Below are 22,433 nucleotides of genomic sequence, written 5' to 3' on the forward strand. Positions count from 1 at the left end.
ATGCCAGCAGGGGGCTGGATGATCGTCGGCATCGATCTGGGGACCACGCACTCGCTGGTCGGCTACTACGGACCTGACGGTCCGGTCCTGGTCCCGAACGCGCTGGGTGAACTGCTGACGCCATCGGTCGTCAGCGTGGACGCGGACGAGGCGCTGATTGTCGGCCGCCCCGCGGTCGACCGACTGATCACCCACCCGCAGCGCAGCGTCGCCAGCTTCAAGCGCTGGATGGGCACCAACCGGGTCACCCGCCTCGGCAAGCACTCCCTGCGTCCGGAAGAACTGTCCGCGATCGTGCTGCGCTCGCTGCTGGCAGACGCAGCCAGCCATCTGGGGAGTCCGGTAACGGAAGCCGTGATCAGCGTCCCTGCGTATTTCGGCGATGCCCAGCGCAAGGCGACGCGGATCGCCGGCGAACTCGCCGGCATCAAGGTCGAGCGCCTGATCAACGAACCGACTGCCGCCGCGATGGCTTACGGCCTTCAGCAGCGCGACGGCGGCCGCTTCCTGGTCTTCGACCTGGGCGGCGGCACGTTCGATGTCTCGATCCTGGAGATGTTCGACGGCGTGATGGAAGTGCATGCCAGCGCGGGTGACAACTTCCTGGGCGGCGACGATTTCCTCTCCGCGCTGCGCGATGCCTGCCTGCGCGACATCAAGTTCGATCCGCAGCACCTGACGGCCAGCGAGGATGCACAACTGCGGCGCCGCCTGGAACTGGCCAAGCGCGAGCTCTCCGTCACCGCGGGTAACCCGCTGACGGTGGAATTCACCCTCGGAGGCGAACCGCGCCAGTGGCAGATCGACGAAACAGGCTTCGCACGCATCTGCGAACCGCTGGTGCAGCGCATGCGTGCCCCCCTGGAGCGCGCGATGCGCGATGCGCGGCTGGCCCCCGGGCAACTGGACGACATCGTCCTGGTCGGTGGGGCCTCGCGCATGCCGCTGACCGCGCGCCTGGTTTCGCGCATGTTCGGCCGGCTGCCGTTGCGGCACATCAATCCCGACGAAGCGATCGCGCTGGGCGCTGCCGTGGCGGCCGGCATGAAAGCGCGCGACGAGAAGCTGGAAGAGATCATCCTCACCGATGTCTGCCCGCACTCGCTGGGCGTCGATACTGGGCGCGATGACGGGCATGGCCAGGTCACCACCGGCCTGTTCTCGCCAATCATCCACCGCAACGCCACCGTGCCGGTCAGCCGCGTGGAGCGCTACCAGCCCATGCGCGACCTGCAGACGCAAGTGGAGTTCAACATCTACCAGGGCGAAAGCCCGCGTGTGGAGAACAACGTCAAGCTAGGCACCATCACGGTGAAAGTGCCGGCGCGCCCAGCCCACGAAAACCCTGTCGACATCCGCTTCACCTATGACGTCAACGGCTTGCTGCAGGTCGAGGCCACGGTGCTGGCGACCGGCGAATCGCACGAGGTCATCCTGCAGCAGAATCCCGGCGTGCTGTCGGCCGACGAAATCCGCCAGCGCCTCGCCGCACTGTCTGAGTTGAAGGTCCACCCGCGCGACCAGCAGGAGAACCTCGCGCTGATCGCGCGTGCGGAACGGCTGTACGAGGAACTGCTGTGGGCACGCCACGACCTGCAGGACGCGCTTGTGAGGTTCCGCTCGGTCCTCGACGGACAGGACCCGATGCAGATTCGTGAGCATCGCGCGGATTTCGCCCGGATGCTGGAACACATCGAGGCGCAGGCGTGAGCCAATGGCCGTACGACCTGCTTGAGATCGGCGACGACGCGGACGAACGCACCATCAAGCGTGCCTACGCACGGCTGCTGAAGGTCACGCGGCCGGACGAGGATCCCTCTGGATTCCAACGGCTCAATGAAGCATACGAAGCTGCGCTCCAGCACCTCGCCGGCCACGCCGTCATGGGGCCAGCCGACACGCACGCGTACGCTGGCGATAGGCCCGCCTTCCTGATCCTGCCTGCCACGGAGGACATCATCTCCGTGCCGATCAAACGGGATGTCGACACGGCAGGTCGCTCTGCATTCGATGCCCATGCTGTCAGTGGTGCACTGATCGCGTGCGCCAGGACCGCGACAACGCCCGACCTGCATCGATGGCTGGCCGAGCACCCCGACCTCATGTCGCTCGATGCTAAGGATGCAATGGTGGTGGTGGTGATCAGCGAACTGGAACGCGAGGAGCCTCTTCCCACGCCTCAGATCGAAGTGATCCTGGCGTTCTTCGGTATCCATGAAGTGCTTCACGCCTATCCCACGCTTGCCCGCCGGATCGATGCGCTGCGCACCCGTTCGCGAACCGCTCACCCTACGTGGGCGGACCTGCGCTTCCGCGAGTCGCCTGCGATGCGACGGCAGAATCCTTTCGTGGAGTCCAGTGCACTCCTGCTTGTCAGCCTGGGGGCACTCATCGGCCTGCTCCGCATGTGCCAAGGTGCGGGTTGATCATGTGGCCCTACGATCTGCTCGGCGTGCCGACGGATGCGGATGAGCGCGCGATCAAGCGCGCTTATGCAAGCCTCCTCAAGACCACACGGCCAGATCAGGACCCTGTTGGCTTCCAGCGCCTCAACGAGGCCTATCAGGCGGCATTGTCGTACCAGCGTCATCACGAGCACGATCCATCGGAGGACGATGCGCGGGTCGACATGGTCTCGCGCATATCGACGTACGAGCCCTCTCCTGCATCGCCCGCCATCGCGCCCAGCGTCGATCCCGTCGCACCGCCCCTCGACGAAGCCAGACTACGCGACGAGTTGCTGGCACGCGCGGCGCACGAACTTCCCTCAGTGCTGCGACAGCACCTCGCCCACCATCCGGACCTCTATGCGCTGGACGTCAAGCGGCGGGTCGGTGCGGAGGTGTTCGATCAGATCGCCTACGAGGACGCGAGCGTCTCTCCCGGCAACCTGATCGTACTGGGCGAGTTCTTCGACTTCACCCCGCCGGCGTGGATCGAGCGGCGGACCCGGGTGTTGCGCGCGGTGGAGAGCGAGAACACCGACGCGTTCGATGAGGATCGTCCGCTGACGATCCGGCAGTTGAAGCGGCCGTTCCGGTGGCCGCTCGCACTGCTGCTGGCCTGCGTGCCCGGTTTCTCGATCCGCGCGGCCCGCCTGTCGCAACGACTGGCGGCAGACTATGGCGACGATGTCCCCGGACTGGATGCTCGCCAGCAGACCTTCTTCAGCCGGCTGGCGGATCCTTTCTACATCGGCATCTGGCGCTGGGCCTCGGTGGTGCTCTCTGCGACGACCGCCACGCTGGTGATCGGCGCCCTGTGCCGCCTGACCGACGTTGCACCCGACCGTGCAGCACGGGTGACCGGATTTACCTTCGCTGCGGTGGCCGGGCTGCTGTGCATCTGGTACGTGATGCTTGCGCTCGCCGCGCTGCGTGAACGACCGGCCACGTCACGCAACCTATGGCTGGCGTTGATGCCGGTCTGGCTCGCCTTGGCAGGCCTGCTGGTGGCCTTTGCGCTTCCCCAGGTGCCCGCGCTGGCCTTCGCACTGGTGCTGCCGGCGGCCCTGCTGCATTTCCGCCAGTTCTTCGATGCGTTGCGCTTCGGCGTCGGTACGAGCTGGCTGGTGCAGGCGCTGCCGACACCTCAGGCGCTTTCGCCCTGGCTGGCCGCGCTGGCAGGCGCTGCGATCGGGGTGACGCTCTGCGACTGGATCTACGCCCGCCGCCATCAGGTCGGGCTTGCGGCCGCCGTCGGCAATCGCTGGACGACGATCACCTCGTTCGTCGTGTTCGTCTCGACGGGCTTGTTCGGGGTGAGCCAGTGGCTACTGCGATCCTAGTCAGCCGCAGCCGTCGCATCCGCCGCAGGCTTTACCGCCCGTCGTGAGACCGGGCGGCGCGATCCAGCGCCCAAGCCCTCGGATCCACGCCGCGCGATCTTCGCGCAACAGCGGCAATGCCAGCGCGACCCGTGCCTTGCGCAGCGGGCCGGGGAACTGCTTCTTCAGCACCACCCACGCACTGACCATCACCGCGATCACGATGATGGCGTACTGCAGGGTGAGCGACGCATCCATGACGAGGCTCAGCCTGCGCCCAGTGCCTTGGCGACCTGATAGGTCACCAGCGAGGCGAGATAGGCCAGCGCGAACAGGTAGAACGTGGAGAACGCCATCTGCTTCCACGAGCCCGTCTCGCGCTTGATGGTGGCGAGCGTCGAGATGCACATCGGCGCGTAGATGAACCACACCAGCAGCGACAGCGCAGTGGCCAACGACCAGCCATCACTGATGACGGGGGTCAGCGCCTGAATGGCAGCGTCGTCATCGGCAGCCGACAGCGCATAGATCGTCGCCAGCGAGGAGACCGCCACTTCACGCGCGGCCAGACCCGGAATCAACGCAATGCAGATCTGCCAGTTGAAGCCCAGGGGCGCGAAGAACACGGCCATCGCATGGCCGATGCGGCCGGCGAAGCTGTAGTCGATCGCGGGGCCCACCGCGCCTTCCGGCGGCGCCGGGAAGTTGAGCAGGAACCACAGCAGGATCGTCAGCGCCAGGATGATGCCGCCGACGCGCTTGAGGAAGATCATCGCGCGCTCGTACAGGCCGATCAGCAGATCGCGCGGGTGCGGGATGCGGTAGGACGGGAGCTCCAGCAGCAGCGCGTGCTCGCTCTTGTCGCGGCGCCATTTCTTCATCACCCACGACACCAGCAGCGCGCTGGCGATGCCGGCGGCATACAGCCCGAACAGCACCAGACCCTGCTGGTTGAAGATGCCGACCTTCTCGTCCGGCACGAACGCACCGATCAGCAGCGCATACACGGGCAGGCGCGCCGAGCACGTCATCAGCGGTGCGACGAGGATCGTCGCCAGGCGGTCGCGCGGGTCCTGGATGCTGCGCGTGGCCATGATGCCGGGGATGGCGCAAGCGAAGCTCGACAGCAGCGGGATGAAGGAGCGGCCCGACAGGCCGGCCGACGCCATCATGCGGTCGAGCAGGAACGCAGCGCGCGGCAGGTAGCCGCTCTCTTCCAGCGCCAGGATGAAGGCGAACAGGATCAGGATCTGCGGCAGGAACACCACCACGCCGCCGAGGCCCTCGATGATGCCCTCGACCAACAGGCTCTTGAGTGGACCTTCGGGCAGCAGGCTGCCGGCCTGTTCGCCCAGCCAGCCCGTGCCGGCTTCGATCATGTCCATCATCGGCGTCGCCCAGGCATAGACCGCCTGGAAGATGAGGAACATCACCACGATCAGCGCCACCAGGCCGAACACCGGATGCAGCAGCCAGCGGTCCAGCGCATCGTCGATCTTCGCGGTGCGGGTCGGCATGGTCACCGCGAGCGACAGCAGGCGGCGCGTTTCAGCGTGCAGGTCGGCACCTTCTGCCAGATGCACGCGAGGCTCGTGGGGCTGCGCCGCGACGGCATCGATGCGCTCGACCAGCGCACGTGCGCCGCCCTGCTTCACCGCGATCGTCTCGACGACCGGCACGCCGAGTTCCTTCTCCAGCGCGGCCAGGTCGATGGCGATGCCACGGCGCTTTGCGGCATCCATCATGTTGACCGCCAGGATCATCGGCTTGCCCAGCTCGCGCACTTCCAGCGCGAAGCGCAGGTGCAGGCGCAGGTTGGTGGCATCCACCACGCAGACCAGTACATCGGGGGCGGCCTCACCGGGATAGAAGCCCCGGCAGACATCGCGGGTGACGGCTTCGTCCAAGCTGGCGGCATGCAGGCTATAGGCACCCGGCAGATCCAGCACGGCGTAGCTGCGTCCCGACGCCGACGAATGCAGACGGCCTTCCTTGCGCTCGACGGTGACGCCGGCGTAGTTGGCGACCTTCTGGCGGCTGCCGGTCAGCTGGTTGAACAGCGCGGTCTTGCCACAGTTCGGGTTGCCGACCAGCGCCAGCCGCAACGTGGATGCATCGGTCGCGCTCATGCCGACGCTCCGTTGCGCAATCGCACGCGGGCCGCTTCGGAACGGCGCAGCGCGAAGCGGGTGAAACCGACCTGCACCAGCAGCGGCTCGGCGCCCAGCGGTCCACTCGCCACGATCTCGACCTCTTCGCCATTGACGAAGCCCAGTTCGCGCAGGCGACGGGCAATGTTGTCCTGCGGACCGTGGTCCTCGACGGAGTCGACGATGGCGGGAGTGCGCCGGGGAAGGTCGGTCAGGATCACGCAAAGCCCTTAAATGCGAACTGTTCTCATTGTAGCATCGCCGCACTGCACGACGGCCGCAACGGACTGTGCCGCTATCATTCGGCGACTTTGCAGGGAAAGGCAGGCATGGCGGCATCACCGCAGGAACACCCCCTCGTATTGACCCGCACGGACGCCGTCGCGCGCCTCCGGCTGGATCGCCCCGCCCTCCACAACGCCTTCGACGCCGGCCTGATCGCCGCCCTGACGGCGACCCTGGAACAGCTGGCCGTCGACGACGGCATCCGCGCGGTGGTGCTGGAAGGCAGTGGCGCTTCGTTCTCCGCCGGCGCCGACCTCAACTGGATGCGCGGCATGGCCGCGGCCAGCGAGGCGGTCAACCGTGAGGACGCCCTCGCCCTCGCCCGCCTGATGCGCACGCTGGACGAGCTGCCGAAGCCCACGATCGCGCGCGTCCACGGCGCCGCGTTCGGCGGAGGCGTGGGCCTGGTCGCGTGCTGCGACATCGCCATCGGCGTACCGGAAGCGAAGTTCGGCCTGACCGAAAGCAAGCTGGGCCTGCTGCCGGCAGTGATTTCGCCCTACGTCATCGCCGCCATCGGGCCACGCGAGGCCAGGCGCTGGTTCGCCACCGCCGAGATCTTCGACGCCGCTACCGCGCTCCGGATCGGGCTGCTGCATGACGTGGTGCCAGCCGATGCGCTGGATGCCGCCGTCGAACGCCAGTTGGCGCTGCTGTTGAAGGCGGGCCCGAAAGCCACGGCAGGCGCCAAGCAACTCGTCGCACGTGTCGCCGGTGGAGTCGATCGCGACCGCCTGGACGCGGACAACGCAGACCTCATTGCCGGTCTACGTGTGTCGCCCGAAGGCCAGGAGGGCTTGTCGGCCTTCCTCGACAAGCGCCCGCCCGCGTGGACCGGCAAGGACTGAACGGATGATCGACCACCTGGGCATCGAGGTCGCCGATTACGCGCGCAGCCGTGCCTTCTACGAGCGCGTGCTTGCCACGCTCGGATACGGCGTCGTCATGGAAGTGACGCGCGAGATGAGCGGCGGCTACGAAGGCTGCGGCTTCGGCCCTCCCGGTAGGCCGCACTTCTGGGTCGGCAAGGGCAGCGGCGAACCCGGCCGCGGCGCCCACATCGCGTTCACCGCGCAGCGTCGTGCACAGGTGGACGCCTTCCATGCCGCCGCGCTCGCTGCCGGCGCGCGCGACAACGGCGCCCCGGGGCTCCGTCCGCATTACCACGCCCACTACTACGGCGCCTTCGCCATCGATCCCGACGGCCACAACATCGAAGCCGTCTGCCACCTGCCTGCGGAAGCACAGCCCTGATGTTCTCCAAGATCCTGATCGCCAACCGCGGCGAAATCGCTTGCCGCGTCATCCGCACCTGTCGCCGGCTGGGCATCCGCACGGTCGCCGTCTACTCGGAAGCCGATGCCGATGCCCAGCACGTGCGCCAGGCCGACGAAGCCTGCCTGATCGGTGGCCCCCGCCCCGCCGACAGCTATCTGCGCGGCGACGCCATCCTCGAAGCAGCGAAGAAGACCGGTGCACAGGCTATCCATCCGGGCTATGGCTTCCTGTCGGAGAACGCCGACTTCGCCGACGCGGTCGCCGCTGCCGGCATGGTGTTCATCGGCCCGTCCGGCACCTCGATGCGCAAGATGGGCAGCAAGGCCGGCGCCAAGGAACTGATGGCGGCGGCCCGTGTTCCGGTCGTCCCCGGCTATACCGGCGAGGATCAATCGCCCAACACCTTGTCGCGTGAAGCGGCGCGCATCGGCTTCCCGCTGATGATCAAGGCCGCGCACGGCGGCGGTGGCAAGGGCATGCGCGTGGTGCATCGCCTGGAGGACTTCATCGCGCAGTTGGAAAGCTGCCAGCGCGAAGCCGCCAATGCCTTCGGCCGCGATCGCGTGCTGCTGGAGCGCTACGTGCAGTCGCCGCGCCATATCGAGATCCAGGTGTTCGCCGACACCCACGGCCACACGCTGCACCTCAACGAGCGCGAATGCTCGGCGCAGCGCCGCTACCAGAAGGTGCTGGAGGAGTCGCCCTCGCCGTTCCTCACCCCTGCCCTGCGCACCGCCATGGGCGATGCGGCGGTAAAGGCGGCACAGGCCATCGACTACGCCAACGCCGGCACGGTGGAATTCATCGTCGACCCCGACGGCCAGTTCTATTTCATGGAGATCAACACCCGACTGCAGGTCGAGCATCCGGTCACCGAATTGGTCACCGGCCTCGACCTGGTGGAGTGGCAGCTGCGCGTGGCCGCAGGCGAACCGTTGCCGCTGGCGCAGGACGCCATCGCGCAGCGCGGCCATGCCATCGAGGTACGCCTGTACGCGGAGGACCCGGAAGCCGGTTTCCTGCCGGGTTCCGGGCGTCTGGAATCGCTGGTCCTGCCGGCATCGTCCGCGCAGGTGCGCCTGGACGGCGGCGTGGTGGAGGGCGACCTGGTCACCATCTTCTACGACCCGATGATCGCCAAGCTGATCGTCTGGGGCGAAGACCGGCCCACCGCGCTCGCGCGACTGCGCGACGCCCTGGCGGACTGCGACATCGTCGGGCCGAAATCGAACATCGGCTTCCTGGAACAGCTGGCGCGCCACCCGGCCGTGGTCGAGGGACGCATCGATACCGGCTACCTGGACCGTCATCTGGACGAGTTCATGCCGGCGCCGACACTGACGCCCGACCTGCAGGTGGCGGCCGCGGTGGCGGTCCTGCTGGACCAGGAGGCCTCCGCCCGCCGTTCCGCCGAGGCGTCGGCCGATCCGGGCTCGCCCTGGGCGATCGCCGACGGCTGGCGGCTGGGACACGCCGGGCGCCGGCCGCTCGCCTTCCAGCACCGCGACCAGCGCTGGGAAGCGCTGGCGCACGGCCACGGCGGCCGCTACGGGGTCGAGGTGGACGGCACGACCCATCGGGTCGAGGGCGCAAGGCTGACCGCTGGACTGCTCGAGTTGCGTATTCATGATCAGGCACGGCGCTTCCGCGTCCACCGCCACGGCAGCCGCCTCACCCTGCATGACGGGGAACAGCGCGCCACGCTGGAGACGCTACCGGCCTACCAGCGCACGGCAGGTGGGGACAGCGGCGGGGACAGCCGCATCATCGCGCCGATGCCGGGACGCGTAGTGGTGGTGAAGACACGAGTGGGGGACAGCGTGGACGCAGGTCAGGAACTGCTGGTGATGGAAGCGATGAAGATGGAGCTGGCCGTCAAGGCGCCGCGCGCCGGCGTGGTCGCGGAACTGCGTGCCGCCGCTGGCGACTTCGTCGAGGCGGACACGGTCCTGGTGACGTTGGAGTGAGGACCGTCGCGCAGACTTTGCCGCGTGTCGCTGCCGTGCTGGCCGCGGCCTGCCTGCTGTCGGGTTGCGTGATGTTCGAACAGTCGCCGGCCGCGCTGACATGTGACCCCGCCCTGGTCGGCCGCTGGATCCCGTTGCCTGGAGACCTTTACAAGGTGCCGCTGGAAAACGATTACGTCGAAGTGGACGCCACCTGTCGCGCTCGTCTAGCTGATGCAGATGCACCCACTGACGGCGCGCCGGCTTTCAATGCCCGAGGGTTCGAGTTGGACGGCGCGCGCTACCTGGTTCTGGGCTTTGACGACATGGAAGGCCTGTTCGGCACCGATAGGGCCGCTACGCCACCGATCCCGAAAGGGATGCCGGCCGGCGCCGTCACGCTGCTGAAATACCGCATCCGCAACGATACGCTGCAGATCGCAATGCTCGACACGGTGGACATCATGCAACGCGTGCAGCAAGGCTCGCTGAAGGCGCGCGAGGCCGACGCCAGCACCTACGTCTTCGAGGGGAGCCCCGACCAATTGCGGAAACTGCTGGCCTCCGAGCCCGCCCTGTTCGACGCCTTCGACGGCCGCGACAAGACACTGCGCATGCGCCGCGCCAAGACGGAAAAATCTTCATGACTGCCCTGCCCGCCTCTTCCACCGATTTCGTCCGCATCGTCGAGGTCGGCCCACGCGATGGTCTGCAGAACGAGAAGGCGCTCGTCGCCACCGCGGACAAGGTGGAGCTGATCGACCGGCTGTCGCGCACCGGCCTGCTCAGCATCGAAGCGACCAGTTTCGTCAGTCCGAAGTGGGTGCCGCAGCTGGCCGACGCCGCCGAGGTCTTCACTGCCATCCAGCGACGCCCCGGCACGGCTTACCCCGTGCTGGTGCCGAACGAGACCGGCTACGACCGCGCGCGTGCGGTCGGCGTCGAGGAGGTTGCGGTCTTCACAGCGGCCTCCGAAGCCTTCACCCGCAAGAACATCAACGCGTCCATCGACGAATCCATCGAGCGCTTCCGTCCGGTGCTGGAACGCGCCGCCGCCGATGGCGTGAAAGTGCGCGGCTACGTCTCCACCGTACTGGGATGTCCTTACCAGGGCGAGGTGCCGGTGACGGACGTGGTGCGCGTGGCGCGCCAGTTGCACGCGATGGGCTGCTACGAGATTTCGCTGGGCGACACCATCGGCGTGGGTACCCCGCACAAGGCCGCCGAGATGCTGAAGGCCGTGGCCGCGGACGTGCCGATGCCGGCGCTGGCCGTGCATTTCCACGACACCTACGGCCAGGCACTCGCGAACATCCTGTCCTGCCTGGAAGTAGGCGTGCGGGTAGTCGACTCCGCGGCGTCCGGTGCCGGCGGCTGTCCCTACGCCAAGGGCGCCAGCGGCAACGTGGCCAGCGAGGACGTGGTGTATCTGCTGCATGGACTGGGCCTGCGCACCGGCGTGGACCTGGACCTGCTGGCGGACACCGGCCGCTGGCTCGCCTCGCGGCTGGGGCGCGAAACCGGCAGCCGCGTCGGCAAGGCCCTGGCGGCCGCATGAGCCAGCGCCCGGCCAGCGACGTCGATGTGATGGCGCTGGCCGCCGCACTCGAACGTGCGGCCGCGGCGGACGCCACCCATGCCGACCTGCTGCGTGAGGCACGCGACGCGCTGCTGGCCAAGCAGCGCGAAGCCGACACCGAGCGCTCGCGCTACCGCAACCTGTTCGACGCCGTGCCGGATCCGGTCAGCGTCATCGCCGAGGACGGCACCATCCTCGACCTCAACAAGGCAGGGATGCAGGCGTACAAACGCCCGCGCGAGGAAATCGTCGGACGCAACATCAACGTCCTCAACCCCGACCTGCCGCGCGACCACCTGGTGCCGGTCTGGGAAACGCTGAACCGCGGCGAGACCTACGTCATCGAGGTCACCAACATGCGCGGCGACGGCACCCGCTTCCCCGTCGAAGTGCACTCGGCCAACATCAGCTTCGACGGACGCAAGAGCATCGTCGCCGTCGCCCGCGACATCAGCAGCCGCCGGCTGGCGGAGCTGCGCTACCGCGAGCTGATGGAAACCATCGACAAGGGCATCGTGGTGCACAACCGCGACCTGGAGGTGCAGTACTGCAATGGCGCGGCGATGCGCATCTTCGGCATCCGCGAAGACCAGCGCGCCGACCAGGAACTGGCGCTGGGCCGCTGGCATATCGTCGACGAGCATGGCCGCGAAATGGCGCGCCACGAACTGCCCGCGCAGCGTGCGCTGGATACCGGCCAGATGGTCGAAAGCGTGCTGCTGGGCCTTTACCACCGCGAGAAGAAACAGCTGCTGTGGCTCACCGCCACGTCCGTACCGCAGTTTGCCCCGGGCGCCAGCGTACCGGCCCAGGTCAGCACGCTGTTCAGCGACGTCACCGAACTCAAGCGCGACAGCGCGCTGTTCGATCGTGCGCAGTCGCTCGCCCACATCGGCGGCTGGGAATGGGACCTCGGCCGCGACCGCATGTACCTGACCGACGAGGCCCAGCGCATCCTCGGCGCGGCACGACCGCTGGTCACGCTCAACGACATGCTGTCGTGCCTGCGCGACGCTGATCGCCGACGGCTGCGCAGTGCGCTGGACCTGATCACCGCCGGTGGCCAGGGCTTCGATCTGGAGTTGCAGGGAACGCAGGCCGACGGTCATCCGTTCTGGATCCGTGTGATCGGCGATGCCGAACCGGGCGATCCCGGCGCCTCGCGCATCACCGGCACCATGCAGGACATCTCGCAGGACAAGCAGGCCGAGGAGATGCTGCGCATCCAGGCGCGCACGGATCCACTGACCGGACTGATGAACCGCGACGCCGTGCTGACCGAACTCGGTGCACGGCTCGCCGACCCCGAGCGCGCACGCGTCGCAGTGCTCTACATCGACCTCGACCGCTTCAAGATGGTCAACGACGTGCTGGGGCACAACGCGGGCGACGAACTGCTGGTGCAGGCGTCGGACCGCATCCGCGGGGCCGTCGGTACGGACGGCATGATCGCGCGCTTCGGCGGCGACGAATTCCTGGTGATCTGCGACGCAGGCGAAGATCCCCACCTGCCGGAAGCGATGGCGCATGCCGTGCTTGGCGCGTTCGCCGATGCGTTCCGCTTCGGCAAGGACGAATTCGCCATCACTGCCAGCATCGGCCTGGCGATCGCGCCCGGTGACGGCCTGCGCCCGCAGCAGCTGATCCAGAACGCCGACATCGCGATGTACGACAGCAAGCATCGCGCGCGCAACGGCTGGCAGAGCTTCACCCAGGAACTGGCGCAACGGCAGCAGGACCGCCTGCAGATCGAAACGCAGCTGCGCCGCGCAGTGGACAACGAGGAATTCCGACTCGTCTACCAGCCGCAGGTCGATCTGCGCAACGGCCGCATCATCGCCGGCGAGGCCCTGATCCGCTGGCAGAACCACCAGCTGGGCGAACTGCGCCCGGACGTCTTCATCAGCCACGCGGAAACCACCGGCGACATCGTGCGCATCGGCAGTTGGGTGCTGCGCGAAGCCTGCCGGCAGGTGGCCGCGTGGCGCGACATGGGTCTGGGCATCGTGCGCGTAGCGGTCAACGTCTCATACCGGCAGTTCGCCGGCGACGATCTCGCCGACCGCGTGCGCGCCATCCTGGCCGAATTCGACCTGCCTGGCAGCGCGCTGGAGCTGGAGTTCACCGAACGGGTCCTGATCGAAGACGCGCCTGCAACCCTGCGCACCTTCGCCGACCTGCGCCAGTTGGGCGTGCTGCTGACCATCGACGATTTCGGCGAAGGCTACAGCGCACTGAACTACCTGCGCCGCCTGCCGATCCACGGCCTGAAACTGAGCCCGCTGTTCACCGAAGGCGTGCCGAACAACCGCTCCGACGTCGCGGTCTGCCAGGCAGTGTCGGCCATCGCACGCAGCCTGGGGCTGGGGCTGGTCGCCGAAGGCGTGGAATCCGAAGCCCAGCGCCAGTTCCTGCTCAACCTGGGCGTGCCGGTCGGCCAGGGCTTCCTGTTCGCGCCGGGCCTGTCGCCGGACGAGTTCGCACGCCGGCTGGCCGACGCCCCGCTGGAACGGGCGCTGCACGCCTGAAGCCACTATGGGAGGGTGGGTGTGGGAGCGACGTCAGTCGCGATGGGCCTTCCCTTTAACGCTTCATCGCGACTGACGTCGCTCCCACAGGGATTGACCGGGTCGCCGGCGCCTCCCCCCGCCATCGCGTAAAATGCGGCCCTTTCCGCAGCAGGTTCACCGCATGCAGCTTTCCGATACCCGCGCCGTCATCACCGGCGGCGTCTCCGGCCTGGGCCTGGCCGTCGCCCGCCACCTGGTTGCCCACGGCGGCAAGGCCGCGCTGTTCGACGTCAACGACGACAAGGGCGCTGCTGCCGTCGCCGAACTTGGCGAAGCGAACGTCCGCTACTTCCGCACTGACGTGACCGATGAGGCTGGCGTGGCGGCGAATGTCGCCACAGCGAAGGACGTCCTCGGCGGCCTGAATGCGGCGATCAACTGCGCCGGCATCCTGGGCGCCGGCCGTGTGCTGGGCAAGGAGGCGCCGATGCCGCTGTCCACCTTCCAGGCCACCGTGATGGTCAACCTGGTCGGCAGCTTCAACGTGGCCAAGGCCGCCGCGGACCTGATGCAGCACAACGCACCGAACGCCGATGGCGAGCGCGGCGTGATCGTCAACACCGCCAGTGTGGCGGCGTACGAAGGCCAGATCGGCCAGGCCGCGTATTCGGCCTCGAAGGGCGGCGTGGTCGGCATGACCCTGCCGATGGCGCGCGAACTGTCGCGCTTCGGTATCCGTGTGCTGACCGTGGCGCCGGGCATCTTCTGGACGCCGATGGTCGATGGCATGCCGGAAGCCGTGCAGCAGTCGCTGAGTGCCTCGATCCCCTTCCCGTCGCGCCTGGGCAAGCCGGAGGAGTTCGCCGACCTGGTCGCCTACATCCTCGGCAATACCTACCTCAACGGCGAAACCATCCGCCTGGACGGTGCCGTGCGCCTGGCGCCGAAGTAAGTCCGCGCCATCCCTCTTCCAATTCCACAGACACGGTTGATCCATGAAGGCTTTCGACATCAAGAAGGGCAACGTCGTTGAACACAACGGCGGCGTGTACCAGATCCGCGACATCGAGCGCAGCTCGCCGCAGGGCCGCGGCGGCAACGTGCGCTTCCGCTTCATCATGTACAGCGTGCCGGGCGGCAACAAGCTGGATGCCAGCTTCGATGCCGACGACAACCTGAGCGAAGTGGAGCTGCTGCGCCGTCAGGCGACGTACTCGTACAAGGACGGCGATGCGTTCGTGTTCCTCGACGACGAGGACTACACGCCCTACACGCTGGACGCCAATGTCATCGGCGATGACGCCGGCTACATCACCGATGGCCTCAGCGGCTGCTACGTGCAGGTCATCGACGAGCTGCCGGTCGCGCTGCAGCTGCCGCAGCATGTGACGCTAGAAGTGGTGGAAACGCCGCCGGAACTGAAGGGCGGCACCGCCACCAAGCGTCCGAAGCCGGCCAAGCTGAGCACCGGCATCGAGATCATGGTGCCGGAGTACATCACCAACGGCGAACGCATCCTGGTCAACACGACCACCGGCGAGTTCGGCGGTCGCGCCGACTGAGTTCCGGTTACGACGCGCCTGCCGCATCCAATACGCGCAGGCGCGCACCGATCGTTTCGAGATTCGCCTCGATACCCCGCAGGACCTCGCGCTGGTCGGCGGGCAACCAACGCTCCAGTTGGTTTCGCAACGCTCCATCCTGCTCACGCAGGCGCGTCACGCGGGCCCGCGCTTCCTCCGCGATGCGCATGCGCTCATCGGTCTGCGGCAGTCCGTAGCCATCCGGCACCAGTTCCGATGGCCGACTGACAAAGCCGGTATCTCCCAGCCAGGCACGCAGGGCCTGTAGGGCCTGTGCGATGTCGTCGGGTGCGTTGCGGCCCAGGTAGCGCCGCTTCAGCTCGTCGCGCAGCAGCAGTTGCTGCCGGCGCTGCGCCGCGTTCTCCAGTACCAGCAGGGCTGCACTGGTGCGCAGGTCGGCCTGCGGCAACCAGGTGGCGCGTTCGGTCGGCGACAACGACAGCCAGGTCTGCGCATCTGTCTGCGGCAGCGACAGCGCCTCGCGTGCGACGTCGAACAATGCGTCGTAGCGCGCGCTCATCGGCTCGAAGTAGTGACCGAGCCGGCGCGCTTCGTCCCCATCGTCCAGCACGCGGCGATCTGCGATGCCGCGGCGCGCCAGCTTCTCGAGCAGTCCGGTGGGCGTGATGCTGGCCAACCGCTCGGCACCCAGTCGCGGTACGCCATCGTGCAGCAGCTTCCACGTCTCCACTGCGCAGTTGTTGCTGATGAAGTAGTAGCGCCCGTCGTAGCTCCAGTGCAGCTGCGCGGCGCGCTCCAGCAGCCCAGCGATCTCTGCATGTTCCAACCGCAGCGGAATCGACTGCAGGCCTCGCAGTTCGACGCGGGTGTACTCCTCGATCACCTGGTCCAGCGGCAGCAGGAACAGCCGTGAAGGATACGAACCGGTCAGGCCGCGCCAGCCCGAGATCTGCACATCGCCGACGAACGCACGGAACGACAGCACGCGGTGATGCGTCAGGTCGAAGCGGCAATCGGGCCCCGGCGTGCGGCCGGGAGCACAGATGACCAGTCGCAGCATGCTGTGGCCCCAGCGGCTCATCGCCTGCGTGTTGCCTTCAGCCAGCAGGTAGTCGATCGCATAGACGCGTGACGGGTCGAGCGCCAGCAACGATGCATCACCCGCTTCTGCGTCCGCATCCAGGAACGGCAGACCGGGGGCGCACGCCGTCATCGTGGCCGGAACGTTGAAGTGGGCAGCGAAATGCCGGTGCAATGCCGGACGCCTGCACCCGTAAGTGGGATCGAGGACGAAATGCTCCAGGTTCACCGCTACGAATTCGGACGGACGCTCCAGTTCGTACGGATCGGGCGTGCGCGCAACGAAGTCGTTACGCGAACGGCGTCCAGCGAGTGGCAACACGCTGCGCTGCCATCCCGCCAGATCGCGCAGGCGTGCGTCGCCTGACAAGGCATTGCCGTGTGCTCGGTCATAGCTGTGCGCCAGCTCATGCACCAGCGCCTGGCGCACGGCGAGCAAGGAGGCATCATCGGCCACCACGGCATCGCGCGCCTGCCACGCCTGCAGAAGCCGGCGCGGCAGCAGGATTCGACCACCGGTACGCCGCCCAGCGACATGCGGCGGCAGATCATCACGCCATTGCAGGATCAGCCCGGATGGCAGGCCTTTTCGCCACATCTCGGGGAGGCGCGGCAGTACGTCATCGACAAGTGCGTGCGTGGCCGCGATGTCAGCGGGCGCCAGGCCCGCCGCATCGACTTCGAGCGCCGACGCCGTAGCGACCGGCCCCAGCCACGCTCCCAACAGGAGCACGGCGATGCGCCGGCCCCAGGGCCGACGCAGCGACATCAGCGGGCCAGGATGGCCTGCGCCAGCTGCATGTCGCTGGCCGTGCGCGCCGCTTCATCCGTCTCGCGCAGGTGGCGCAGCGCGGCTTCCAACTGTGCACCGCGGATGCGGCCGTTGCTGGCGACGAAGCTGGCGGCGTCTTCGCGCGCCTGCACGACGATCTTGTCGTCGCCGGACGAGCTGTCGGACGAGGCCGACGAACCAGCGGACGAAGCACCAGCGGAGGAGCCGGCGAAACTGCCGGCGAGCGCCGGCACGGAGAACGCCAGCAACACGCCGGCCAGGATCAATCGGGACATGGAGATTTCCACACGGGGGAACGCCGTGAGCGGCGCGGTGCGCAAAGACTACCTGCAATCGATGCGGCGAGGCTGAATCCGCGACTATTTTCAGCTGTCGAACAGCTTGCCCGGATTCATCAGTCCGTTCGGATCCAGCACCTGCTTGATGCCTCGCATCACCGCGATTTCTTCGGCGCTGCGCGTGCTTTCCAGGTAGCCCTTCTTGACCAGGCCGATGCCATGCTCGGCGGAAATGCTGCCGTTGTGTCGCTTCAGCGACGCTGCCAGCAACTTGGTGACCTGCTCGCACTGGGTGACGAAGTCCGCGTTCTCCATGCCATCCGGCTTCAGCACGTTGATATGCAGGTTGCCGTCGCCGATGTGGCCGAACCACACCACCTCGAACTGCGGATAGGCGTCGCCCAGCAGCGCCTGCGTCTCGGCCAGGAACGCCGGCATCGCCGAGATGCGGACCGACACGTCGTTCTTGTACGGCACGTAGCGTGCCAGCGATTCGGTGATGCCTTCGCGCAGGCGCCACAGTTGCGCGGCCTGGGCATCGGACTGGCTGATCACGCCGTCGCTGACCCAGCCCTGCTCCATGCACGCCTCGAAGGCCGCCATCGCCGCCGTTTCCTTCGCCTCGTCGCCGATCGCGAATTCGGTGACCACGTAGTACGGGTGCACCTCGTCGAACGGCTTCTGCGCACCATGCGCCAGCACGTGGTGCAGCGCGCGGTCGGTGAAGAATTCGAATGCTTCCAGTTGCAGCCGCTCACGGAACGCGGAAAACACCTGCATCAACACTTCGAACGACGGAAGTGCCAGCAGCATGACGTTGGTCGGCGGCGGCGGATCGGTCAGGCGTACTGTGGCTTCGACCACGATACCGAGCGTGCCCTCCGATCCGATCCACAGATGGCGCAGGTCGTAGCCGCTGGAGTTCTTGATCAGCGCCTTGTTGAGTTCCAGCACGTCGCCGGCACCGGTGACCACCTTGAGACCCGCGATCCACTCGCGCGTGTTGCCGTAGCGGATCACGCGGATGCCGCCGGCGTTGGTGGCAATGTTGCCGCCGATGGCGCAGGACCCGCGTGCGGCGAAATCCACCGGATACACCAGCCCATGGTCGCGCGCCGCGTTATGCACGGCTTCCAGCGGCATGCCGGCCTGCACGGTCAGCGTGCGGTCCACGGCATTGAAGTCCAGCGCCTGGTTCATGCGCTCCAGGCTCAGCACCAGTTCGCCGTTTGCCGCCACAGCGCCACCCGACAGACCCGTGCGACCGCCCGACGGCACGATGGCAACGCGATGTTCGTTGGCCCAGCGCACCACGGCCTGCACCTCTTCGACCGTGGCCGGCAGCGCGATCGCCAGCGGGCTCGGTGTCCAGCGGCGGGTCCAGTCGCGACCGTAGTGTTCCAGGTCGGCAGGATCGGTCTTCAGGCGCAGCGCCGGGACGGCGTGCTGCAGGGCTTCCAGGCGCGGATCGCTCATTGCGGAGGGCAGGACTTTCGGGGGCGCCCAGCGTGCCAGCGATGCCGTGTGGCGTCCAGCCGATGCCACGCTTGGTTTCAGGGGCAACCAAGCGGGAAAACAACAACCGAGCTTTCCATGGCGCGCCGCACCATCGGCGTCTTCCATCTGGCATAGTGACGGCCCTTTCCCCTCCGCTGCGACCTTTCCGGCAATGTCGATCAAGAAGACCTCGTACCCGAAGCAGGACATCCGCGTGCTGTTGCTGGAAGGGGTCAGTCAGACGGCGATGGAGACGTTCCGCGCGGCGGGTTACACGCAGATCGAGTTCCATGAGAAGTCGCTGCCGGAAGACGAACTGAAGCGCCGCATCGCCGAGGCGCACATCGTTGGCATCCGCTCGCGCACCCACCTGACCGAAGACGTGCTGGCGCAGGCGCGCCGCCTGATCGCGGTGGGCTGCTTCTGCATCGGCACCAACCAGGTGGACCTGGACGCGGCGGAACTGGCCGGCATTCCGGTCTTCAACGCGCCCTACTCCAACACCCGCAGCGTGGCGGAACTGGTCATCGCGCAGGCCATCCTGCTGATGCGCGGCGTCCCGCAGAAGAACGCCGAGTGCCACCGCGGCGGCTGGAGCAAGTCGGCGGCCGGCAGCCATGAGGTGCGTGGCAAGACGCTGGGCATCATCGGCTATGGCCACATCGGCACCCAGGTCGGCGTACTCGCCGAAGCCCTGGGCATGCAGGTGCTCTTCCACGACATCGAGACCAAGCTGTCGCTGGGCAATGCGCGTCCCGCCATCAGCCTGGACGACCTGCTGGAACTGAGCGACGTGGTGACGCTGCACGTCCCGGAAACCGCGGCGACCAAGGACATGTTCGGCGCGGCGCAGATCGCGAAGATGAAGCCCGGCGCGCACCTGATCAACGCGTCGCGCGGCACTGTCGTCGATATCGATGCGCTGGCCGACGCCCTGAAGTCCGGCAAGGTGGGCGGCGCCGCGGTGGACGTATTCCCCGTCGAACCCAAGGGCAATGCGGAATCGTTCGAATCGCCGCTGCGCGGACTGGACAACGTCATCCTGACGCCGCATGTCGGCGGTTCGACGCTGGAGGCGCAGGACAACATCGGCATCGAGGTCGCGGCCAAGCTGGTGCGCTACAGCGACAACGGCAGCACGCTGTCGGCGGTGAACTTCCCCGAAGTCACCCTGCCCGGCCACGACGGCAGCCGCCGCATCCTGCACATCCATCGCAACGTGCCGGGTGTGCTGTCGCAGATCAACGACATCTTCCGCGACCGCGGCATCAACATCGATGGCCAGTTCCTGCGTACCGACCCCAAGGTCGGCTACGTCGTCATCGATGTCACCGCCGACGAGGAGCAGACCGCCAGCCTGCGCGATGCGATGGCGGCGATCCCGGGCACGCTGCGCGTGCGCGTGCTGTACTGAGGCGGACTTGAGGGTGGGCCAAGGCCCACCCTACGGACGCGCGCTCCGCGCCAGCCACTTGCGCGCCATGCGACTGAGCGATTCGTCGGCATCTTCGGCCATCGGCGCGATCTCGCGCCACGCCAGGGCCAGCGACTCTTCACTGACCACGTAGTCTTCGTTGCCACTGGCGCGCACGATGTAGCGCACGTCGTAGTGCCAGTGCCCCGGCACATCCTTGCGCTCGGGAATCCAGTGCCGGTCCAGGTCGAAGATGCTGCCCTCCACCGACAGGTCCGGCAGACCGGATTCCTCCTCTGCCTCCTTCAACGCCACCCGCGCCATGTCGGTGTCGCCATCGGCGTGCCCGCCGAGCTGCAGCCAGCGGTCCAGCTTGCGATGGTGGGTGAGCAGCGTGCGCCGACCGTCGGCGCTGACCAGCCATGCGCCGCCGGTGAGGTGGCCTTCCAGACGCTCTCGAACGAAGGGATCGGCCGGATCGTCGAGCAGCGCCAGGAAGTCCGCCGCGACCCCATGCTCGTCGGGCCAGCGACGGCCGTAGTCGGCGAGTTGTTCGCGCAGGAAAGCGTAAGCGGCTGACACGGCGTGGTTTTTCCTTTTGAGGTACGGCAATCGCGGGGCGATTATCGCCGTTCATGCTGCAACCGCGCTTGTGATCCCCGGTCCGCTTTGGCAAGGTACGGCCTTCCGTGGGGACCGTCCCCATGACAGTCGCCACCGCCCGACGGACGCTCTCCGCCGGCACTCAGTCATCTCAGGGGACGCTGCGAATGCTCAAAGCTCTGTTCAGGGTCAAGCCGGTTGCGCCGGCAGGCCACGTCGATGCCGGTGAACCCTTCGAAGGCAGCCTGGACGGCGAAGCCACCCTGAAACGGACGCTGACGGCCAAGCATCTGGTGATGCTGGGTGTGGGTGCGGTGATCGGCGCGGGCATCTTCGTGCTGACCGGCCAGGCCGCGGCCAACCACGCCGGCCCGGCGATCATGCTGAGCTTCGTCATGGCCGGCTTCGCCTGCGCACTGGCCGGCCTGTGCTACGCGGAGTTCTCCGCGCTGATGCCGGTCTCCGGCAGTGCGTATTCGTATTCCTATGCGACGCTCGGCGAATTCGTTGCCTGGTTCATCGGCTGGTGCCTGGTGCTGGAGTACCTCTTCGCCTCGGCCACCGTGGCGGTGGGCTGGTCCGGCTACCTGATCAGCTTCCTGACCACGACGCTGCACCTGCCCTTCCCAGCAGAACTCGCGCAGGCGCCGATCAACTGGGATGGCAGCAACTTCGTTGCCACCGGCTCGATCCTCAACCTGCCGGCCATCGCCATCGTCGCCGCCATCAGCGGCCTGTGCTACGTAGGCATCACGCAGTCGGCTTTCGTCAATGCCATCGTGGTGGCGATCAAGGTCACCGTGATCGTGCTGTTCATCGGCATCGGCGCGACCTACATCGATCCGTCCAACTGGACGCCCTTCATTCCTGCGAACGAAGGGCCCGGCAAGTTCGGCATGGAAGGCGTGACGCGCGCGGCCGCCATCGTGTTCTTCGCCTACATCGGCTTCGATGCCGTATCGACTGCCGCCGGCGAAGCCAAGAACCCGCAACGCGACATGCCGATCGGCATCCTCGGTTCGCTGGCGATCTGCACGGTCATCTACATCGTGGTGTGCGCGGTGCTGACCGGCATGACCAACTACACGCTGCTCGGCACCGCCAAGCCGGTCGCCACGGCGCTGGAACCCTACCCGGGACTGGCCTGGCTGAAGACCGCCGTGGAAATCGGCGCGATCGCCGGCCTGTCGTCGGTCATCCTGGTGATGCTGATGGCGCAGCCGCGCATTTTCTACAGCATGGCGAAGGACGGCCTGATGCCGAAGTTCTTCGGCAAGGTGCACCCGAAGTTCCGCACGCCTTACGTCGGCACGATCATCGTCGGCGTGCTGGCCGCCGCGCTTGCGGGCCTGATGCCGTTGAACGTGCTGGGCGAACTGGTGTCGATGGGCACCCTGCTGGCGTTCGCCACGGTCTGCGCCGGCGTGCTCGTGCTGCGCTATACGCGCCCCGAGATGCCTCGCCCGTTCAAGGTGCCGGCCGCCATCGTTATCTGCCCGCTGGGCGTGCTGGCCTGCCTCTACCTGTTCTGGCAGCCCTTCGTCGAGCACTGGAAGATCTTCGTGGGCTGGACGATCCTGGGCTTGGTGGTCTACTTCACTTACGGCTTCTGGAACAGCAAGCTCAGGCAGCAGGCCTGATCCTCTTCAAGGCCGGCGGACGCACCGCCGGCCTTTTTGGTTGTACCCATCGATAACGTCCCGAGATCAG

The 22,433-nt window shown here is 67.1% G+C and carries 20 protein-coding genes; 13 read left to right on the forward strand and 7 right to left on the reverse strand.

The window, feature by feature from the left end; all coding sequences use genetic code 11:
- Positions 1 to 18 precede the first annotated feature (18 nt).
- The 3 genes from IB225_RS01750 to IB225_RS01760 are packed head-to-tail and all read left to right on the forward strand — an operon-like array spanning position 19 to position 3,787.
- Entirely contained in the window at positions 19 to 1,710 is a 1,692-nt protein-coding gene (locus IB225_RS01750; protein WP_192309195.1) for a molecular chaperone HscC, read from the forward strand.
- Positions 1,707 to 2,426: a DnaJ domain-containing protein gene (locus IB225_RS20290; protein ID WP_225583186.1), complete on the forward strand. Its 720-nt coding sequence runs from the start codon at positions 1,707 to 1,709 to the stop codon at positions 2,424 to 2,426. Before IB225_RS01750 ends, IB225_RS20290 begins: the two co-directional genes overlap by 4 nt.
- 2 nt (positions 2,427 to 2,428) lie before the next feature.
- A complete protein-coding gene (locus IB225_RS01760) occupies positions 2,429 to 3,787 on the forward strand; it encodes a J domain-containing protein (protein WP_192309197.1) in 1,359 nt (452 codons plus the stop codon).
- Here the strand turns inward: IB225_RS01760 and IB225_RS01765 are convergent, their stop codons facing one another.
- From IB225_RS01765 to IB225_RS01775, 3 genes are read right to left on the reverse strand one after another with little or no spacing between them, the layout of a single operon-like run.
- The gene (locus IB225_RS01765) at positions 3,788 to 4,024 is read right to left on the reverse strand and encodes a DUF6587 family protein (protein WP_192309199.1); all 237 of its coding nucleotides are present in this window, start codon (positions 4,022 to 4,024) and stop codon (positions 3,788 to 3,790) included.
- An 8-nt stretch (positions 4,025 to 4,032) separates the two neighbouring features.
- The gene (locus tag IB225_RS01770; protein WP_192309201.1) at positions 4,033 to 5,895 is read right to left on the reverse strand and encodes a ferrous iron transporter B; all 1,863 of its coding nucleotides are present in this window, start codon (positions 5,893 to 5,895) and stop codon (positions 4,033 to 4,035) included.
- Positions 5,892 to 6,137 (reverse strand): FeoA domain-containing protein, encoded by a 246-nt coding sequence (locus IB225_RS01775; protein WP_192309203.1) that lies wholly within the window; start codon positions 6,135 to 6,137, stop codon positions 5,892 to 5,894. The genes IB225_RS01770 and IB225_RS01775 overlap by 4 nt, the downstream gene beginning before the upstream one ends.
- A gap of 108 nt (positions 6,138 to 6,245) precedes the next feature.
- Between IB225_RS01775 and IB225_RS01780 the strand changes: the two genes are divergently transcribed.
- The 8 genes from IB225_RS01780 to yeiP all read left to right on the forward strand — a co-directional run bounded on the left by IB225_RS01780 (position 6,246) and on the right by yeiP (position 15,076).
- Positions 6,246 to 7,049, forward strand: coding sequence for an enoyl-CoA hydratase-related protein (locus IB225_RS01780; protein WP_192309205.1), 804 nt, complete (start codon positions 6,246 to 6,248; stop codon positions 7,047 to 7,049).
- 4 nt (positions 7,050 to 7,053) lie between these two features.
- Positions 7,054 to 7,455, forward strand: coding sequence for a VOC family protein (locus tag IB225_RS01785; RefSeq protein ID WP_192309207.1), 402 nt, complete (start codon positions 7,054 to 7,056; stop codon positions 7,453 to 7,455).
- Positions 7,455 to 9,446, forward strand: coding sequence for an acetyl/propionyl/methylcrotonyl-CoA carboxylase subunit alpha (locus tag IB225_RS01790; protein ID WP_192309209.1), 1,992 nt, complete (start codon positions 7,455 to 7,457; stop codon positions 9,444 to 9,446). Before IB225_RS01785 ends, IB225_RS01790 begins: the two co-directional genes overlap by 1 nt.
- Positions 9,443 to 10,072: a hypothetical protein gene (locus IB225_RS01795; protein WP_192309211.1), complete on the forward strand. Its 630-nt coding sequence runs from the start codon at positions 9,443 to 9,445 to the stop codon at positions 10,070 to 10,072. The genes IB225_RS01790 and IB225_RS01795 overlap by 4 nt, the downstream gene beginning before the upstream one ends.
- Positions 10,069 to 10,983: a hydroxymethylglutaryl-CoA lyase gene (locus tag IB225_RS01800; RefSeq protein ID WP_192309213.1), complete on the forward strand. Its 915-nt coding sequence runs from the start codon at positions 10,069 to 10,071 to the stop codon at positions 10,981 to 10,983. Before IB225_RS01795 ends, IB225_RS01800 begins: the two co-directional genes overlap by 4 nt.
- Positions 10,980 to 13,532 (forward strand): EAL domain-containing protein, encoded by a 2,553-nt coding sequence (locus IB225_RS01805; RefSeq protein WP_192309215.1) that lies wholly within the window; start codon positions 10,980 to 10,982, stop codon positions 13,530 to 13,532. The genes IB225_RS01800 and IB225_RS01805 overlap by 4 nt, the downstream gene beginning before the upstream one ends.
- Positions 13,533 to 13,695: 163 nt before the next feature.
- Positions 13,696 to 14,466: an SDR family NAD(P)-dependent oxidoreductase gene (locus IB225_RS01810; RefSeq protein ID WP_192309217.1), complete on the forward strand. Its 771-nt coding sequence runs from the start codon at positions 13,696 to 13,698 to the stop codon at positions 14,464 to 14,466.
- A 43-nt stretch (positions 14,467 to 14,509) separates the two neighbouring features.
- The gene (gene yeiP / locus IB225_RS01815) at positions 14,510 to 15,076 is read left to right on the forward strand and encodes an elongation factor P-like protein YeiP (RefSeq protein WP_093297452.1); all 567 of its coding nucleotides are present in this window, start codon (positions 14,510 to 14,512) and stop codon (positions 15,074 to 15,076) included.
- A 7-nt stretch (positions 15,077 to 15,083) separates the two neighbouring features.
- Here yeiP and IB225_RS01820 read toward each other — a convergent pair whose 3' ends face one another.
- From IB225_RS01820 to IB225_RS01830, 3 genes are all read right to left on the reverse strand, one after another.
- Positions 15,084 to 16,907 (reverse strand): DUF4105 domain-containing protein, encoded by a 1,824-nt coding sequence (locus tag IB225_RS01820; RefSeq protein ID WP_192309219.1) that lies wholly within the window; start codon positions 16,905 to 16,907, stop codon positions 15,084 to 15,086.
- Positions 16,907 to 17,206 carry a DUF2388 domain-containing protein gene (locus IB225_RS01825; RefSeq protein ID WP_192309220.1) on the reverse strand — a complete coding sequence of 100 codons (300 nt, stop codon included), beginning with the start codon at positions 17,204 to 17,206 and terminating at the stop codon, positions 16,907 to 16,909. Before IB225_RS01825 ends, IB225_RS01820 begins: the two co-directional genes overlap by 1 nt.
- A gap of 90 nt (positions 17,207 to 17,296) precedes the next feature.
- Positions 17,297 to 18,685: an FAD-binding oxidoreductase gene (locus IB225_RS01830; RefSeq protein WP_192309222.1), complete on the reverse strand. Its 1,389-nt coding sequence runs from the start codon at positions 18,683 to 18,685 to the stop codon at positions 17,297 to 17,299.
- Positions 18,686 to 18,878: 193 nt separating this feature from the next.
- On the opposite strand from IB225_RS01830, the gene serA reads away from it, so the two are divergent.
- Positions 18,879 to 20,120 (forward strand): phosphoglycerate dehydrogenase, encoded by a 1,242-nt coding sequence (gene serA, locus IB225_RS01835; RefSeq protein WP_192309224.1) that lies wholly within the window; start codon positions 18,879 to 18,881, stop codon positions 20,118 to 20,120.
- A gap of 30 nt (positions 20,121 to 20,150) precedes the next feature.
- Here the strand turns inward: serA and IB225_RS01840 are convergent, their stop codons facing one another.
- Positions 20,151 to 20,681 (reverse strand): NUDIX hydrolase, encoded by a 531-nt coding sequence (locus IB225_RS01840; protein WP_225583428.1) that lies wholly within the window; start codon positions 20,679 to 20,681, stop codon positions 20,151 to 20,153.
- Between the two features lie 209 nt (positions 20,682 to 20,890).
- On the opposite strand from IB225_RS01840, the gene IB225_RS01845 reads away from it, so the two are divergent.
- Positions 20,891 to 22,363, forward strand: coding sequence for an amino acid permease (locus IB225_RS01845; RefSeq protein WP_192309227.1), 1,473 nt, complete (start codon positions 20,891 to 20,893; stop codon positions 22,361 to 22,363).
- The last annotated feature ends 70 nt before the right edge of the window (positions 22,364 to 22,433 follow it).

The sequence above is a fragment of the Pseudoxanthomonas sp. PXM02 genome (assembly GCF_014851805.1).
Classification (GTDB): Bacteria; Pseudomonadota; Gammaproteobacteria; order Xanthomonadales; family Xanthomonadaceae; genus Pseudoxanthomonas_A.